Origin of the sequence: Arthrobacter sp. CDRTa11, from assembly GCF_026427775.1 — a bacterium.
GTDB lineage: Bacteria > Actinomycetota > Actinomycetes > Actinomycetales > Micrococcaceae > Arthrobacter.
This window is the reverse complement of record NZ_CP044532.1, coordinates 4,686,337-4,702,351: the sequence shown is the minus strand read 5'-3', so window position 1 is coordinate 4,702,351 and position 16,015 is coordinate 4,686,337. Positions and strand designations below refer to the sequence as shown.

Genomic DNA, 16,015 nt, shown 5'->3' with positions numbered 1-16,015 from the left:
CAGCGTTGGCTGAACGGGGCCGGCCATATGGGGGAGTGTTAATGAGCGGGTTGGGCAGGAAATTGACGACGGCGGCTGCCGCGCTGGCGCTGGCGGCGGGGCTGAGCGGGTGCAGCCTCTTTCCTTCCCCTCCGCCTCCATTGCCACCGAGTCCCACATCCCTGGGTGCGCCCGGCTGCCCCTTCCTGGGCGAGGAGGACGTGGTTCCGGTCAGGATCCCCAGAGGAACTCCGAAGGAAGCCATCGGCGGGGTGCTGAACTCCTATGAAGCCTGGCTGAACGCAGGCTCGGAGGTTCTGACCTCGTGGACGGCGGCCGGAGCTGTGCCCTCCAAATGCGTCGATGAGCTGGCGGCCCGGAACGCGGAGGCATATTCCACCACAATCTTCACCTCGCACTCGGACGTGGCGTGGCAGCAGTACTTTGGCGCCGTGGAGGCCATGAACGCCCGGACCCTGCGGGCTGTTGCGGCGGCAGAACCTGGCCAGGGCGGCCGCGGAACCTTTGAATTGCTGCAGGAGATCGATTCCAGTGCCACGGCAAACGGAACCTTCCTGAAGTTCGACGCCGTGTACCGGCCACGCCCGGGTGGCGACGCTTCAGGAGCCTCCTGGGAAGGCTGGGAGACACGCACCCGGTGGTACGTGGAGCTGGTGCCGGCTGGCGACTTCCTGGTGATCAACTACATCGAGCAGACCCCGGCCGTCCCCCAGCCCTGAGTTTTTGTCCATTTGTGGCGACTTCCCCCGATGGCAGGTCGCCACAAATGGACGAAAACTCCAAGAAAAGTTGGTGACAAATCTTGTCATTTTAACGTGACAGGGGTCGTGACTGGCGGTAAGGTCACGAGTGGGCCGCCGCACCTGACGGCGGGCCCGCCACTTGAAACCGACCATGGCTGTCCGCCGAGCCTGGGTTGAGAGGTGTCCCCGGTTCCCGGCGGGGGCAATGGGAGCCTGGTGGGCGGTTCGCTGGGGAACCGCCCACCAGGTTTGTCTTATGTGTCTTCGGGGCTGGAACCCGGCGGCGCGTGGAGGAATTAGATGCCGGGCAGGTCAAGGGATTCGTAAACCTGGATGCTGGCCCCCGGCATCATCAAGTGCGGGTGGTCCTCCAGCAAGGCCTGTGCGCCGTCCAGGTCCTCGGCCTGGAGAATGCCGTAACCGGCCACGTTTGTGGTGGTCTCGGAGGCTCCGGACGTGGTGATTTCCTTGCCGGCCCCCAGCGGATTCCCCATATCAACCAGGCCGTCACCCGCGCGTTCGGCCCACTCCATCCAGGCTTTCATGCCTTCCTGGGCGGCTTCCGGGGAACTCTCTGCCATCTGTGCCTGTGCGGACTGCGGTGCGATGTAAAGAACGACAAATTTCTTCATTTCGGTCCTCGTCTCGAGTGCGCCGGCGGAACAGTGATCCCCGGTCACCTACCGATCCTAGGGTGATCCCCCTGCCGGCGATACAGTGCAGGGGAGGGAATCATGCGGTTCGCTGTGGGCAAACATCGCGCCGGAACGAGTGCCTTGCAAAGTTGAGCGTAGTAGACTCAACTTAGCTAAAATGTATCCCCGGAAGGAGCTCCCTTTGGACGTCAAATTCACCACCAAGAGCCAGGAGGCGCTTTCGGCGGCTGCCATGAACGCCTCCACGGCGGGCAATCCACAGGTGGAACCCGCCCACCTGCTCAAGGCGCTGATGGACCAGCGCGAGGGCGTCGCCGTCGCGCTTCTCCGCGCCACCGGCGCGGATCCGGACGCCGTCAGCGTCCAGGCGAGCAGCGCCATCAAGGCGCTGCCGGCAACGTCGGGCAGTTCCACCCAGCAGGCCCAGCTGTCCCGGCCTGCCCTGCAGGCCATCCAAAACGCCAAAAATGAGGCGGATCGGCTGGGTGACACCTTTGTCTCCACTGAAGTCCTGTTGCTGGGACTCTCCGCCGGGAGTGACGCCGTCGGCCGGTTAATGCGCGACGCCGGTGCCTCCCATGAGGCGTTGCTCGCCGCCCTGCCTGGTGTGCGTGGGGACCGTAAAGTCACCAGCCCGGATCCGGAGAACACCTTCCAGTCACTGGAGAAGTTCGGGACCGACCTCACCGCGATGGCTCGCTCCGGCAAGCTGGATCCGGTGATCGGCCGCGACAACGAAATCCGCCGGATCATCCAGGTCCTGAGCCGCCGCACCAAGAACAACCCCGTGCTCATTGGCGAGCCTGGCGTTGGCAAGACGGCCGTCGTCGAAGGCCTGGCCCAGCGCATCGTCGCCGGAGACGTCCCGGAGAGCCTGCGGGGCAAGACCCTTATCGGCCTGGACCTCGCCTCTATGGTGGCAGGTGCCAAGTACCGGGGCGAGTTCGAGGAGCGGCTCAAGGCTGTCCTGGAGGAGATCAAAAACTCGGAAGGCCAGATTGTCACCTTCATCGACGAGATCCACACCGTCGTGGGGGCGGGAGCCACGGGGGAATCCTCCATGGACGCGGGCAACATGCTCAAGCCCATGCTGGCGCGCGGCGAGCTGCGCCTGATCGGCGCCACAACCCTGGACGAATTCCGCGAAAACATTGAGAAGGACCCGGCGCTGGAACGCCGTTTCCAGCAGGTGTACGTGGGCGAGCCAAGCGTAGACGACACCATCGGCATCCTCCGCGGCCTCAAGGAGCGCTACGAAGCCCACCACAAGGTGACCATCGCCGACGCCGCCCTGGTGGCCGCCGCGACGCTCTCCAACCGCTACATCTCGGGGCGCCAGCTGCCGGACAAGGCGATCGACCTCGTGGACGAAGCCGCGTCGCGGCTCCGGATGGAGATTGACTCAGCGCCGGAGGAGGTCGACCAGCTGCAGCGTGTTGTGGACCGGATGACCATGGAAGAACTGGCCCTGCAGGGCGAAAAGGATGAAGCCTCCGTGGAGCGCCTGGCTGCCTTGCGCGCCGACAAGGCTGACAGGGAGGAGGAGCTGAACGCTCTCAAGGCCCGCTGGGAAGCCGAGAAGGCAGGGCTCAACCGCGTAGGTGATCTGAAGGCAAAGCTGGATGTGCTGCGCTCCGCTTACGACAAGGCTGCTCGTGAAGGCGACCTGGAGACGGCCTCACGGGTCCTCTATGGCGAGATTCCCGCGCTGGAACGCGAGCTGAACGCCGCCGCTGCCGCCGAAGCAGAGGTAACGGACAAGCCCGCCCAGATGGTGGCCGAGCAGGTCACCGCTGACGACATCGCCGAGGTCATTTCCGCCTGGACCGGCATTCCTGCCGGACGCATGCTGCTGGGCGAAAGCCAGAAGCTGCTGCATATGGAGGAGGAGCTGGGGAAGCGGCTGATTGGCCAGTCCAAGGCCGTGGCCGCGGTGTCCGACGCCGTCCGCCGTGCCCGTGCCGGCATCAGCGATCCCAACCGTCCCACCGGCTCCTTCCTGTTCCTGGGGCCCACCGGTGTTGGCAAGACGGAGCTGGCCAAGGCCCTCGCGGACTTCCTCTTCGACGACGAACGCGCCATGGTCCGGATCGACATGTCCGAGTACAGCGAAAAGCACTCGGTGGCACGGCTGGTTGGTGCACCCCCGGGCTACGTCGGCTACGAGGAGGGCGGCCAGCTGACTGAAGCCGTCCGCCGCCGGCCATACTCCGTGATTCTCCTGGACGAGGTGGAGAAGGCCCACCCCGAGGTCTTCGACATCCTCCTGCAGGTCCTCGACGACGGCCGGCTCACCGATGGCCAGGGCCGCACCGTGGACTTCCGGAATGTAATCCTGGTCCTGACCTCGAACCTGGGCAGCCAGTTCCTGGTGGACCAGACGTTGGACGCCCAGGCCAAGCGGAATGCCGTGATGGCCACCGTGAACAATGCCTTCAAGCCCGAGTTCCTGAACCGTTTGGACGAGGTGGTGCTGTTCGATGCCCTGACTGTGGAAGAACTCGCGCGCATCGTGGAACTGCAGGTGGCCGAACTCGGCAGGAGGCTGTACGAGCGCCGGCTTACCCTCGAGGTGACCGATGGCGCCCGCGCCTGGCTGGCCATGTCCGGTTTCGATCCCGCCTACGGTGCCCGGCCACTGCGCCGGCTGGTCCAGCGCGAGATCGGCGACAGGCTTGCCAAGGCCATCCTCTCCGGCGACATCGTGGACGGCGATACGGTGCTGGTGGACACGTCCGCTGACGTCAACGAACTCACGGTTGAGGGGCTGGAGGCGATGGCAGCTGCCGGCGCGGGCGGCCCTGCCGGCAGCGGCCTGTCAGTCCGGCGGAAGGACTAGGGGTTCTGCTACGGCAGCACGCTCGCGTTGATGACATTCCCGCCGTCGGCCATGACGTAGCAGTCCACGCGGCGGTCGCCCGATTCCCAGCTGCTGCTGCTCGGGTAGGCGCGCCGGAAGTTCAAGGTGTACTCGTCGGCGGCAGGGGCCAGCCGTGCCGCCTGGCAGGCCTCCAGTGCCTTGGCCTGGAGGGCCTCGCTGCCCGGATAGGGGTCACCTGCCGGATACCGGTAGATCGCCACGAGTTGGGCGGAGTGGCCGGTATCGCAGGCCACCAGGGTTGAGGACAATGCTTCGGGATCAAAGTCCTTGAAGCAGTCGCCCAGCCTGTACTCGGCGGGAGCCACGCCTTCGCGGGGCAATGGAAGCGGGCTCGGCAGCGGGGTCGGAGAAATCTCCACAACGCCGGGGACATCATTTCCGGCGGACGGCTGTTGGGCATTGGAAGTGAGCCACATGACAAGCCACACCAGGACTCCCACAACAGCCAGCAGCACCACGGCAAAGGCAGCCCTCAGAAGGAAATGACGGTTGCGGCGGGGTTTGAGGAGGAACTGTTTGATCCGGCCCGGTTTCACGACCGGCGGTTGCTTTGGGAAGGGTGCTTCCGGGGCTGGAGCGGGAGGCGCCGCTGCTGGCTCGCGGGCGGATCCTGACACTGCGGGCCCTGACTCGCGGACTGATCCTGTTACGCCGGGGGCGCTCGGCCGGGCGGGGCTCGCCTCGGCGGTGCGGGCCTGGTGAGGAGGCGCAGCCGGTGCCGGTGGCACCTTGCCTGCGGGAGTTCCGGCGGACGCGGGTGGTACGTGCGGCAGGCCCGCCGTCGGCGGCGAGGAAGGCTTGGGCGGGAGGTGTCCCTGGCCGCTGCCGGCGGGACTTCCGGAAGGCTTTCCCGGCCCCTTTTCAGATGGGCGCGCCGGGTTGTCCTGGTCGTTCACTGGCAGGCACCTCCTGTGTTCTCTCCGCGTCGAGCAGCCGGTCCGGGGTGCCGGTCTCAGCAGTTGTTAAGTGACTCTACCTAACAAAAAAGCTGGCAACCCCGCGGTTCATGGCAGGAATGGTCCCCAACATCGGGTCTGGAGGCCCCAATCGGGGAGCAGGGGGCGCCGAAAGCATGTAATCTAGGTGTACGACAAATTGACCAAACATTCCGGGGCCTCACCGATAGCCAAGGTGACCACCTCCGGTCCAAGTACAAAAGGGGGTCACGCCATGGGGCGCGGCCGTCAAAAGGCAAAAGCTACCAAGCAGGCTCGGGATATTAAGTACTATTCCCCGAACACTGACTATTCGGCACTTCAGCGTGAGCTGACGGGTCCGGGCAGTCGTGCCACGAGCCATTTCGCGAATGAGCCGGTTGAACCGGACTATTCGGCTTATGTGGATAAGTACGCGGACGATTTGGAAGAAGACGACGACGAGGTAGACACCCGTCGGATCGGCTAGTTGTCGCGAGCCGGTGTGGCCTTAAGGCACCGGCCCAGTGACGCCGCAGTACCCTCGAATGCCGCAGTTTGTACGCGCAGCTTGTTCGCGCGTTTAGTCGGTGGTTTCATTCGACAGTACAGCGCTTCTTTTTCAGCACCCGGATCCGGATGGAACCGGTGTTGACCTCAGTTATCAGGCCCGTTGCCTGTGCCGGAACTCCGGTGCGGGCGGCGGGCCTTTTGGTGTTGACTGGTGGTGTTGAGGCGCGAACGAACACTTAGGACCCTTTCCCAAGGGCCACAACTGTACGTTCGCGCGTTCCCGCTGCGGAAGGAACCCACATGCCCCACAACTCCAGCCCACGCTCATTTCGACATGGCGAACCCTGCTGGGCGGACGTCCAGACCCGCGATGTTGAGGCCGGGAAGGCCTTTTACGCTGCAGTGTTTGGGTGGAGGTTCCAGGACCTGCCGACGCCGGACGGCCGCAGCTACGCGCAGGCCTTCCTGGGTGATGACCTGGTGGCCGTGGTGGCACCCCAGAATCCGCAGCAGGAAGCCGCAGGCACGCCCGCGCAATGGAACATCTACTTCGCGGCTAACGATGCCCGCGCGGTGGCCGAGGAGGCGCCCCATGTGGGCGGGACCCTGCAGTTCGGGCCCGAGGCGGTGGGGGACACCGGCGTGATGGTCTTCGTGGATCCACCCGGCGGTGGCACCACAGGCGTTTGGCAGGCCGGAACGCATACCGGCACCGCCCGCTACAACCAGCCCGGCGCCCTGTCCTGGTCGGAACTCCTGACCCCGGAGCCGCAGGCCGCCGTCGGGTTTTTCCAGCAGTTGTTCGGTCATGAGGTGACCGAGTATCCACAGGACGACGGCGGGACGTACACAACGCTGATGGTGGACGATGCGGAGGTGGCGGGGATCGCGGCCACCGAGGAGGCGGCCAGCTGGCAGATCTACTTTGGGGTCTCCGAAGTGGCGGACACCGTGCGGAGGGCGGTGGCAGCGGGTGCAGAAGTGCTGATTGCGCCTGAGGCAGAGGATGAGGAGGCGCCAGGCGCCACGGCCACGCTCAAGGATCCGCAAGGCGGTGTGTTCAGCATCCTGGAGGTTTAGTCAACGGTGGCGGGCTGTGCTGCCTCCATCGCCGTACCGGGACCTGGATCATCCTCCCGGGGCGCGCCGGTAGCCGCCTTGCCTGGCTGCCTGCAGACGAAGAATGCCCCGGCCGCCTTGTCGGAGGCCGGGGCACTTCTTGGTTTTTCCTGCTGAATGACTAGTTCTCAATAATTCTGGAAGGCTAGTCAGTAATCGTCACATCGTTCCTTTGGCCCCGCTGGTCGCAAACTACTGCCGTGGTGTCCGTGGCATCGACTTCCTGGGCGAGCAGGATGACGGGCCCAACCTTGATACCACAGAGCTGAGCGGCGACGTTGGCGGCGACTGCGACGTTGACGTCATTCAAAATCTCCACGTTCCCCACGCTGACATTTACCAAACCATCCTGGTCAACGTCCCGAACAGCCTGCGACGGAGTAGCGACGGCTCCCAGGATCAACAGTGATCCAAAAAGTGACGCGGTTGCTTTTTTCATGACTGACATTGTGTTCGCTCCCTTGATGTGAGTCCGGGATCTAAACCTTGGCAATCCGTCGTCGACTCGTGGATTGCGTCAGGCGCGTGGAATCGCGCGGGAACCCGGACGCCCCTATGGTTGCTTCTTTTGATTTCCGCCGGCGGCGGTGGAAGACAGATCCAACCTGGCTGCGTTAAAACGCAAACCAATGATGGGGGCCCTTACTGCAAGCCCCCGGAGAAGCCCAGACCGACTCCGGCACTGCCCTTCCATAACTACGAGCCTAAAGGTAAGTATGCTTAGCAGTCAAGGGAAATGAGTGTTCTGCATCACATTGGGTAGGGCATTAGGGGATTCCGGGCAGCACCTGAAGTGAACCCCTTAAATGACGTCGAGTGCTCCGTAGCGGCCCTTATGACTGTTCTAAAGGGCCGTTACGGAGCACTCGCTCAGGGTTAAGCGTAGGCGTTGACCAGGCGGACAGCGCCGCCGTCCACTCCCTTGGCACCTTGGATGTAGTCCGGGCCGGACTTGAGGATGGAGTCCGAATCCGCGGTCACCGTGCCCATGATCCAGGACGGCAGGCCGCGGTCGTTCAGGCGCGCTACGGCGGCATCGGCAGCTTCCGGGGACACAATGGCCACCATGCCGACGCCTAGGTTCAGGGTGCGCTCCAGGTCTGCCAGCGGGACGTTGCCCAGCTCAGAGACCAGCTTGAAGATGGCCGGCAGCTCCCACGTGGCGCGGTCAACGGTGGCCACCAGGCCCTGCGGAAGCACCCGTGCCAGGTTGGCTGCCAGGCCGCCGCCGGTGACGTGGCTGAAGCCGTGCACGGCAGCGCCCGAGCCGCCAGTTACCGGGAAGGTGCGGGCCAGGTCAAGGCAGTCGGCGGCGTAAACGCGGGTGGGTTCCAGGAGTTCTTCGCCCAGCGTGCGGCCGAGCTCGGAAACCTGGCGGTCCAGGGCCCAGCCGGCGTGGTTGATGACCCGGCGGACCAGGGAGTAGCCGTTGGAGTGCAGGCCGGAGGACGCCATGCCGATCACAACGTCGCCGGCGCGGACACGGTCCGGGCCCAGCAGGGCATCAGCCTCGACAACGCCGGTGGCGGCGCCCGCGACGTCGTATTCGTGCTCGCCCAGCAGGCCGGGGTGCTCGGCGGTCTCGCCGCCCACCAGGGCGGTACCGGCAACGGAGCAGGCCGCTGCGATGCCGCGGACAATGTCAGCGATGCGCTCCGGGACCACCTTGCCGCAGGCGATGTAGTCGGTCATGTAGAGCGGCTCGGCGCCAACCACCACGATGTCGTCCACCACCATGCCCACCAGGTCAAACCCGATGGTGTCGTGGATGTCCATGGCCTGCGCAATGGCAACCTTGGTGCCCACGCCGTCGGTGGACGTGGCCAGGAGCGGGCGCTTGTAGGTCAGCAGCCTGGAGACGTCGTACAGTCCGGCGAAGCCGCCCACGCCACCAATCACGGATGAGTTGTGGGTTGCCTTGACGGCGCCCTTCATCAGCTCAACGGCGCGGTCGCCGGCTTCAACGTCAACGCCCGCGGAGGCATAAGTGATGCCGCCGGCCGGGTTGGAGAGGTTGCCGGCGGCGGGGGTTGCGGAAGTCATAGTGACTCTTTCTTGTCAGCGCCGATGGTGGCTACGTGTACGTCTGGAACAAGGTCTGCCTCGGTCAGCAGGTTCTCGAACTCGGAGTCCGGTCCGGGGTCGCAGCCTGTGGCGCCGCGCTTGTTGGCCGGATCCTCGCCGTCACCGACGGCGGGCACCAGCAGGGCCGCTGTTTCGCCGGGCAGGGCAGAGGGCGACGGCGGGAGCCCGCCAAGGTCTGTGCGCTCCAGCAGGTTCTTGCCCAGTTTGTCCGAGCCGGGGAGCTCAATGGGGTACTTGCCGGTGAAGCATGCGGTGCAGAGGCGTTCACGCGGCTGCTGGGTGGCGCCGATCATGCCGTCTTCGGAGATATAGGCGAGGGAATCGGCGCCAATCGCCTGCGAGATTTCCTCGATGGTGGCGCCGTTGGCGATCAGTTCGGCGCGGGAAGCGAAGTCGATGCCGTAGAAGCAGGGCCACTGCACCGGCGGGGAGGAGATCTTGACGTGGACTGCTGCCGCACCGGCTTCACGGAGCATCCGGACAATCGCCCGCTGCGTGTTGCCGCGGACGATGGAGTCGTCCACCACCACCACACGCTTGCCGCGGATGACGGATTCCAGGGCGTTCAGCTTGAGCCGGATGCCCAGCTGGCGGAGCGTCTGGGAGGGCTGGATGAAGGTGCGGCCCACGTAGGAGTTCTTGACGAAGCCGTGCGCAAACGGGATGCCGGATTCCTCGGCGTAGCCCACCGCGGCCGGCGTGCCGGATTCCGGGACGGGAATGACGATGTCCGCAACCTGGGTGTTTTCGCGGGCCAGCTGGCGGCCCATCTCAACGCGGGACTCGTAGACAGAGCGGCCGGCGATGGCGGCGTCCGGACGGGCCAGGTAAACGTACTCGAAAACGCAACCCGCCGGCGTCGGCTCCGCGAAGCGCTGGGAGCGCACGCCGTCCTCGTCGATGGCGATGAATTCGCCGGGTTCGATTTCACGGATGAAGCTGGCGCCCACGGTGGCGAGCGCGGATTGCTCGGAGGCCACCACCCAGCCGCGTTCCAGCCGGCCCAGTACCAGCGGGCGGATGCCATAAGTGTCGCGGGCAGCGTAGAGGGTGCCCTCGTCCATAAAGACGAAGCAGAAGCCGCCCTTGATCTTGGGAAGCAGCTCGATGGCGGTCTGTTCGAGGGTCTTGCCCTCCTCGCCTTCCAGCAATGCCGTGACCAGTGCGGTGTCTGAGGTGTTGCCCTGCTTCATTTCGCCGCTGAGCTGGCCGCCGTTGCGCTCCATGATCATGGCGTTGAGCTCGGCGGTGTTGGTCAGGTTGCCGTTGTGCGCCAGGGCCACGGTGCCGGTGCTGGTGGCGCCGAGCGTGGGCTGGGCGTTGGCCCAGTGGCTGGCTCCGGTGGTGGAGTAGCGGCAGTGTCCCACCGCCAGGTGCCCGGTCAGGGTGTTCAGCGTGGTCTCGTCGAAGACCTGGGAAACGAGTCCCATGTCCTTGTAGACGTTGATCCGCTTGCCGTCGCTGGTGGCAATACCAGCCGACTCCTGACCGCGGTGCTGCAGTGCATACAGCCCGTAGTAGGTGAGTTTTGCTACTTCTTCACCTGGTGCCCAGACCCCAAAAACGCCGCAAGCGTCCTGAGGGCCTTTTTCGCCAGGGAGAAGATCATGAGAAAGTTTTCCATCGCCGCGTGCCACTGGTCGATTATCTCACGATATGGGGTAAGACTTTTCCGCCCGGTCCTTTGTGACTGTGTGTGATTGCGGTTACGGCTGTGTGCCGTCGTCAGGTTCCGAGTCCGGAACGGCCTCCACAACGGCGCGTTGCTGGCGCTTGACACTCCGCCGGTCCAGGACCAGGGCGGTTGCTGCACCCAGGATCGCACCGAACGCCCCGAACATCACCAGGAAGAAGCCGAACACCGAACCCCTGTCGAAGCTTGCGTCGCCGGGCAGCGCGTACGCCACCACAGCCGCAGCGGCAACACCAATAAGTGCGCCCAGAATCAGGAAGGGTACGTATCTGGGTGCCCGCCGTACGGTTACGTCGCGGCGCTCAGCGGGGGTTTCTTCAAAAGACATGCCATCAAGCCTACTGCCCTGGAGTTTTTGTCCGGATCTGGCGACTTTAAGCCGTTCCAACCCGCCGTATCTGGACAAAAGCTCAGGGGGTTAGCTGCCGCGGTACGTGGAGTAGGCGAACGGGCTCAGCAGCAGCGGCACGTGGTAGTGCTCGGCGCCGGTCACCTCGAACACCAGGTCCACCTCAGGGAAGAACGTAGCCGTGCCTAGCCCGGCGTAGTAGTCGCCGGTTGCAAAGTTCAGGCGGTACCGCCCGGCTGCCAGCGACTCTGGCCCCAGGTCTTTCGCCCGGCCGTCCGCATCAGTTGCCGAACGGGCCAGCTCCTGCCAGCCTCCGCCGTCGTGCTGGTAAAGCACGACGGCGACTCCCGCCGCCGGACGTCCGGCGCCGGTATCTAGGACATGGGTGGTGACATGGGACGGGTTCATTCGCTGATCACTCCTTCAAGCCGCAGCAGGGCTATTTCGCGCAGCTGCTGGGCCACAATCGTGTCTTCTTCACTGGGGGAGTTGGACAAGCGGGATTCGAGGGCCGCCAGGATTTCAGGGGCGGTTCTTCCGGCGGCCCGGATCAGGAAGACCCTGCCGAACTTCTCCTCGTAGTCGCGATTGCCCCGGGCGAGTGCTTCGGCAACGCCGGAGTCCGACGGGTCCACTCCGGCCTGTTCGGAACGGGACATGGAGGCTTCCGCAGTGCTGGCGGTGGGCCGGTCGCCGATCCGCGGGTGGTGGGCCAGGGCGGCTTCCACCTCTGCCGGCGTGAACGGCTCAGCCGCCTGGGAAGCAAACTCCAGGAGGGAGGCCTTGGACGGAAAGGGACGTGCGGCCGTGACGGCCTCCACCCAGCGCCCGACGTCGATGCAGGGCTTCAGGACGTCCCTGGCGCGTGAGGGTTCCACGCTGTTGAATTCGGCAAGCTTCATGCTGCTGTTCCTCATGTGACGGTGCTGGCATCCATGGTGACGGCTATGCGGAGGGCCGGTTATCCGACGGTTTCCAGGTTTACAGCAAGGAAACCTTCCGCATCATGGAACTGTTATTTCAGCATACGTAATAGTGAAGCTGACGGCGATACAGGCTGTCAAGGCAACGGCGTTCCAGTTCGGCCCTTTGGGCTGAGTCCTGGAACTTAGCCTTGGGACGACCGGGACAGGATCCAGGTGTTCGTGCCGTCCTGGCGCTCGAACGTCACAGTAGTCACCAGTGCCTGGATCAGGGCGAGCCCGCGGCCGGACTCCGATTCATCGTCCGGCACTCCCGGTTCCATGGGTCCGAACGGCGGTTTGGCGTTGAAGGCGCTGACCCGCGCCTGCAGGAGTGCCGCCTGTACGCTGATGTCCACCCCCAGCTCAACCGCCAGTTCCTTCGCCGGTTCAGCGTGCTGGACGATGTTGGTGGCGGCCTCGATCACGGCGGTTGTGAACGTCATCTGGTCCATGTCCTGGACGAAGGGAGCATCTGCCCAGAGCCCATCCAAGTGATCATGGATCGAATCGATGGCCTCTCCAGTGGCCAATCCGCGGAAGCTGCTGTGGGCCAGGATTTCAGTCATTGCCGAACGCCTCCTCCGGGGAAGTGTAGGAGGTAAGCACCCGGTCCATGCTGGTCAGCTCAAGCACCATCTTCACCTGCGGCTGGACAGCGGCGATCCGAAGGTCCCCGCCCGCCTGGCGGGCTGCCTTGAGACAGCCGATCAGGGCCCCCAGCCCGGAGGAATCCATAAAGGCGGTGTTTTCCAGGTTGACAACAATCCTGTTGGACCCGCCCGCGATGACGTCCGTGACAAACTCGCGGAGCTTGGGCGCGGACACCATGTTGAGCCGCCCGTCGGCCTTCACCTCCGCATACGAGTCCTTGATTTCGTAGCTAAACTCCACCGGATTTCCTCTCTTCAGGCTCTGCTTGCGGAACGGGTTCAAACCCCTTGTACCGAACGGCCTGGACCAGGACGCTCATCACCGCCAGGTCAAAAATAACCCAGGCAACGTTGACCAGCGTGCCTAGCGGCTCGGCCAGTCCCGCGGCGAGCCGCACCAGGCCGACGACGGCGGCCACCGCCAGGAGTGCGGACACCACGATCTGTGGCCGGATCAGGCTCCAGGAGGGACCGCCGCTTTGGCGCGACTTGGGCGTGACGGCGAACCCCAGGGGACGTCCGAACCAGACATTCCGGGCCGCCGTCGAGCAGGCCTTGATCCAGGTGGGAAACAGCGCCAGGCTGTACTGCTGGCCGCGCCAGGTGCTGATTCCGCGGCCGGCAACGGCAAACAGCAGCTGGTTCACCACCATGAAGGGGATGAAGCGGATAAAGAAGTCCGTGCTCAGGCTGATTACCGGCAGGGTTCCCACCAGGAGGTAGATGATGGGGGCTGCGAAGTAGATGATGGCCGCGTATCCGCTGAGGTAGGTCCACATGGTGGCGAAGTACATCAGGCGCTGGCCAATCTTGAGGCCGCGCTGGACCAACGGGTTTTCCCGCAGCATTACCTGGATGGTTCCCTGTGCCCAGCGGAGCCGCTGGGTCAGCATGGTCTTGAGGTCTTCCGGCGCCAGCCCGTAGGCAAGGATCTCGTGGTGGTAAACACTCTCCCAGCCCATCGAGTGCATGCGCATGGCCGTGGCCATGTCCTCGGTGACGGAAATGGTGGCGAGCGGCATCACGGGCTGCGCCTCGTCATTCCGTTCCACGGACAGCGCGTCCAGCACTGCCTGCACGGATTCCAGTGCGCCCAGCGGAGACCAGTCGCGGGCTGCCATCCGCTTCACGGCGTCATCGGCCACCACCGGTACGCCGGCTTCGCCAACATGTGCGAGCTCCATGGCGGCGATCTCCTCAAGATCCGCCTGGAGGGCCGAAACGTCAGCCATGACGAGGGCCTGGACGGCCTGGTCCACGCGGCGCCGGACCCGGTACGTGATTTCGCCCAGCGGGGCCCCGTTGTCCAGTTCCTGCTGGGCTTCCAGAGTGGCCACCTGGACCTCGTCCAGCACCTGGGCCACCAGCGGCGATTCCATGTCCGCCGATTTCCTGGCCTGCCTGATGGCCGACCGCGACGCCGCCAAGGCCCGCCGGATGCTCTTTTCGGTCTCCTTGACATAGCCCACCAGGCCCAGCTGCATCAGGGCCTCACGGCGCAGGATGGCGTTGGAGCCACAGAAGAAGGCCGCATTCCAGCCGTCCTTGCCCTGCTGGATGGGGCCATAGAACAGGGGAGCCTGGCTGCCCAAGGGGTCTGAGGGAGGGACGTTGCTGAAGTACTGCGGGGTCTGGACCAGCGCCACGCGGCGGTTGTTGAAGTAGCCCAGGGTTTTTTCCAGGATGTCCGGCTCGGGGATCTGGTCCGCGTCCAGGATCAGGAGGAATTCGCCGTGCGTCTGCATCAGCGCGTTGTTTAGGTTGCCTGCCTTGGCGTGCCGGGGAAAGTTGGAGGTCCAGTCCTCGCTGCGCGTGACGTAGCCCAGGCCGTGTTCCTCAGCGAGGGCTTTGAGTTCCGCGCGCGAGCCGTCGTCCAGGATCCAGGTGCTGTGCGGGTGGCGGATCCGTTGGGCCGCCAGCGCCGTGGTCATCACCATGTCCAGCGGCTCGTTGTAGGTGGTGATGAAAACGTCCACGGTGGCATCCCGGGGAGCCTCCGGAGCACCCTTGCGCAGCTTCAGTTTCCACACCGTCATGCCAAACAGCATGACGTCGATGAGGCTGTAGGTTTCTGCAATCACCAGCGGAACCGAGATCCACCACGCGTCCCAGTTCAGCGAGGCTGACCACCGCCAGGCCACATAGTTCAAGCCAAGGACAACCGTCAGAACTACTATCAGGCGGGTCCAGAACCGTGTCACGCTCCGGCTGCCACCGGAAGGCGCCGAACCACCACCACTGTGACGTCATCGTCTGCGGATTCCGCCGGTGCCAGGGACAGGATGGCATCGCTGGCGGCGACGGCGGAGTCCTGGCCGTGCGTGGCCTGCAGCACTGCTTCCGTGAACGCCTCCACGGAATCAAAGACATCCAGCACGCCGTCGCTCACCACCACCAGGGAATCGCCCGGAGCCAGGACCAGTGCCGATTGCGGCCAGGTTGAACCGCCCCATGCCCCGACCGGCGGGCCTCCGGAGGCAAGACGGCGGGCCGTCCCGCCGGCGTCCACGTGCAGCGCAAGCCCATGGCCGGCGTCGACATAGCTGACGGTTCCGGAGACGGCGTCAAGGCGGGCATGGAACAGGGTCACAAAGGAACTGGACGAATCGAGGTCTGAGGCGATGGCAGTGCTCGCGGCTGTAAAGGCCTCGTCCAGGTTGGTGAGAGGACCCATGGAGCGCATCACGGCACGCACAGTGGCAGCGATGAGGGCTGCTCCCATGCCCTTGCCCATGGCATCGGCGAAGGTCAGGTGCAGGCCATCAGGCGTGCGGTACCAGTCGTAGAAGTCCCCGCCCACGCTTCGGGAAGGGCGGAACATCCCGGCGAGGTCGTAACCGTCCACCCTGACGTCCTCCTTGGGCAGCAGGCTCAGCTGCACCTCGGTGGCCCGCGCCAGCTCATCCTGGGCGGCGGGGTCCGCCACCGCCGTGGGCTGGCGGCGCCGGAAGAGCGCATTGACCCGGGACTGGAGTTCCCGGGGGCTGAACGGCTTGCTGATGTAGTCATCAGCACCGTTGTCCAGCCCCGTCAGTTTGTCCAGTTCATCCGTCCGGGCGGTGAGCATCACAATAAAGGCGTCCGAAAATTCCCGAAGGAGCTTGCAGACCTCAAGGCCGTCAAGATCCGGCAGGTTCAGATCCAGGGTGACTAGGTCCGGCTTGGCTCTGCGGACTTCCTCCACGCCCGGCAAGCCCGCAGCCGCCTCGGTGACCTCGAAACCCTGCTTGGTCAGGACCCGCACCAGCAGCCCGCGGATGTCCGGGTCATCCTCAATCACAACGGCACGGCGGGTCTCGGGAAGGTAAGGCATGCTCCTATTAACTACTGTCTTTACAGGCTTGTCACGCCGGGCACGCATCCTGCGGTGAACTGCGACGCATATGACACCCGACGCAACGAATTTTCACTGCGCTGGTTGAGCCGGTTTTCGTCCAGGCGCCCCTG

General features: G+C 64.7%; 16 protein-coding genes. 4 read left to right on the top strand and 12 right to left on the bottom strand.

What is annotated here, in order from left to right; genetic code table 11:
• The first annotated feature begins 41 nt into the window (after window positions 1-41).
• On the top strand, window positions 42-719 hold the full coding sequence (locus F8G81_RS21405) for a hypothetical protein (protein ID WP_267276636.1): 678 nt from the start codon (window positions 42-44) through the stop codon (window positions 717-719).
• Window positions 720-1,039: 320 nt separating this feature from the next.
• Here the strand turns inward: F8G81_RS21405 and F8G81_RS21400 are convergent, their stop codons facing one another.
• Window positions 1,040-1,375 carry a YciI family protein gene (locus tag F8G81_RS21400; protein ID WP_267276635.1) on the bottom strand — a complete coding sequence of 112 codons (336 nt, stop codon included), beginning with the start codon at window positions 1,373-1,375 and terminating at the stop codon, window positions 1,040-1,042.
• A 205-nt stretch (window positions 1,376-1,580) separates the two neighbouring features.
• Between F8G81_RS21400 and clpB the strand changes: the two genes are divergently transcribed.
• Window positions 1,581-4,238 (top strand): ATP-dependent chaperone ClpB, encoded by a 2,658-nt coding sequence (gene clpB / locus F8G81_RS21395; protein WP_267276634.1) that lies wholly within the window; start codon window positions 1,581-1,583, stop codon window positions 4,236-4,238.
• Between the two features lie 8 nt (window positions 4,239-4,246).
• Here clpB and F8G81_RS21390 read toward each other — a convergent pair whose 3' ends face one another.
• Entirely contained in the window at window positions 4,247-5,176 is a 930-nt protein-coding gene (locus tag F8G81_RS21390) for a septum formation family protein (protein ID WP_267276633.1), read from the bottom strand.
• Window positions 5,177-5,450: 274 nt separating this feature from the next.
• Between F8G81_RS21390 and F8G81_RS21385 the strand changes: the two genes are divergently transcribed.
• A complete protein-coding gene (locus F8G81_RS21385; RefSeq protein ID WP_267279321.1) occupies window positions 5,451-5,684 on the top strand; it encodes a DUF3073 domain-containing protein in 234 nt (77 codons plus the stop codon).
• A gap of 323 nt (window positions 5,685-6,007) precedes the next feature.
• Window positions 6,008-6,787, top strand: coding sequence for a VOC family protein (locus tag F8G81_RS21380; protein ID WP_267276632.1), 780 nt, complete (start codon window positions 6,008-6,010; stop codon window positions 6,785-6,787).
• 184 nt (window positions 6,788-6,971) lie between these two features.
• Here F8G81_RS21380 and F8G81_RS21375 read toward each other — a convergent pair whose 3' ends face one another.
• From F8G81_RS21375 to F8G81_RS21330, 10 genes are all read right to left on the bottom strand, one after another.
• Window positions 6,972-7,265, bottom strand: a complete 294-nt coding sequence (locus F8G81_RS21375; protein ID WP_267276631.1) for a hypothetical protein — start codon at window positions 7,263-7,265, stop codon at window positions 6,972-6,974.
• 437 nt (window positions 7,266-7,702) lie between these two features.
• Complete coding sequence (gene purM / locus F8G81_RS21370; RefSeq protein ID WP_267276630.1) at window positions 7,703-8,869, bottom strand: phosphoribosylformylglycinamidine cyclo-ligase; 1,167 nt, start codon at window positions 8,867-8,869, stop codon at window positions 7,703-7,705.
• Window positions 8,866-10,548: an amidophosphoribosyltransferase gene (gene purF / locus F8G81_RS21365; RefSeq protein ID WP_267276629.1), complete on the bottom strand. Its 1,683-nt coding sequence runs from the start codon at window positions 10,546-10,548 to the stop codon at window positions 8,866-8,868. Before purF ends, purM begins: the two co-directional genes overlap by 4 nt.
• 69 nt (window positions 10,549-10,617) lie before the next feature.
• Window positions 10,618-10,932, bottom strand: coding sequence for a hypothetical protein (locus F8G81_RS21360; RefSeq protein WP_267276628.1), 315 nt, complete (start codon window positions 10,930-10,932; stop codon window positions 10,618-10,620).
• A gap of 90 nt (window positions 10,933-11,022) precedes the next feature.
• On the bottom strand, window positions 11,023-11,361 hold the full coding sequence (uraH, locus tag F8G81_RS21355; RefSeq protein WP_267276627.1) for a hydroxyisourate hydrolase: 339 nt from the start codon (window positions 11,359-11,361) through the stop codon (window positions 11,023-11,025).
• Entirely contained in the window at window positions 11,358-11,855 is a 498-nt protein-coding gene (uraD, locus tag F8G81_RS21350) for a 2-oxo-4-hydroxy-4-carboxy-5-ureidoimidazoline decarboxylase (RefSeq protein WP_267276626.1), read from the bottom strand. The genes uraH and uraD overlap by 4 nt, the downstream gene beginning before the upstream one ends.
• A gap of 206 nt (window positions 11,856-12,061) precedes the next feature.
• A complete protein-coding gene (locus tag F8G81_RS21345; RefSeq protein ID WP_267276625.1) occupies window positions 12,062-12,484 on the bottom strand; it encodes an ATP-binding protein in 423 nt (140 codons plus the stop codon).
• Window positions 12,477-12,809, bottom strand: a complete 333-nt coding sequence (locus F8G81_RS21340; RefSeq protein ID WP_267276624.1) for an STAS domain-containing protein — start codon at window positions 12,807-12,809, stop codon at window positions 12,477-12,479. Before F8G81_RS21340 ends, F8G81_RS21345 begins: the two co-directional genes overlap by 8 nt.
• Window positions 12,799-14,769 carry a glycosyltransferase gene (locus F8G81_RS21335; protein WP_267276623.1) on the bottom strand — a complete coding sequence of 657 codons (1,971 nt, stop codon included), beginning with the start codon at window positions 14,767-14,769 and terminating at the stop codon, window positions 12,799-12,801. The genes F8G81_RS21340 and F8G81_RS21335 overlap by 11 nt, the downstream gene beginning before the upstream one ends.
• A complete protein-coding gene (locus F8G81_RS21330) occupies window positions 14,766-15,881 on the bottom strand; it encodes a PP2C family protein-serine/threonine phosphatase (RefSeq protein ID WP_267276622.1) in 1,116 nt (371 codons plus the stop codon). The genes F8G81_RS21335 and F8G81_RS21330 overlap by 4 nt, the downstream gene beginning before the upstream one ends.
• Window positions 15,882-16,015: the final 134 nt, after the last annotated feature.

Bases quoted from the DNA above. Each gene is read 5' to 3' on its own strand.
- F8G81_RS21405 (WP_267276636.1), top strand. From the start codon at position 42: ATGAGCGGGTTGGGCAGGAAATTGACGACGGCGGCTGCCGCGCTGGCG.
- F8G81_RS21400 (WP_267276635.1), bottom strand. From the start codon at position 1,375: ATGAAGAAATTTGTCGTTCTTTACATCGCACCGCAGTCCGCACAGGCA.
- F8G81_RS21385 (WP_267279321.1), top strand. From the start codon at position 5,451: ATGGGGCGCGGCCGTCAAAAGGCAAAAGCTACCAAGCAGGCTCGGGAT.
- F8G81_RS21380 (WP_267276632.1), top strand. From the start codon at position 6,008: ATGCCCCACAACTCCAGCCCACGCTCATTTCGACATGGCGAACCCTGC.
- F8G81_RS21375 (WP_267276631.1), bottom strand. From the start codon at position 7,265: ATGAAAAAAGCAACCGCGTCACTTTTTGGATCACTGTTGATCCTGGGA.
- purM (WP_267276630.1), bottom strand. From the start codon at position 8,869: ATGACTTCCGCAACCCCCGCCGCCGGCAACCTCTCCAACCCGGCCGGC.
- F8G81_RS21360 (WP_267276628.1), bottom strand. From the start codon at position 10,932: ATGTCTTTTGAAGAAACCCCCGCTGAGCGCCGCGACGTAACCGTACGG.
- uraH (WP_267276627.1), bottom strand. From the start codon at position 11,361: ATGAACCCGTCCCATGTCACCACCCATGTCCTAGATACCGGCGCCGGA.
- uraD (WP_267276626.1), bottom strand. From the start codon at position 11,855: ATGAAGCTTGCCGAATTCAACAGCGTGGAACCCTCACGCGCCAGGGAC.
- F8G81_RS21345 (WP_267276625.1), bottom strand. From the start codon at position 12,484: ATGACTGAAATCCTGGCCCACAGCAGCTTCCGCGGATTGGCCACTGGA.
- F8G81_RS21330 (WP_267276622.1), bottom strand. From the start codon at position 15,881: ATGCCTTACCTTCCCGAGACCCGCCGTGCCGTTGTGATTGAGGATGAC.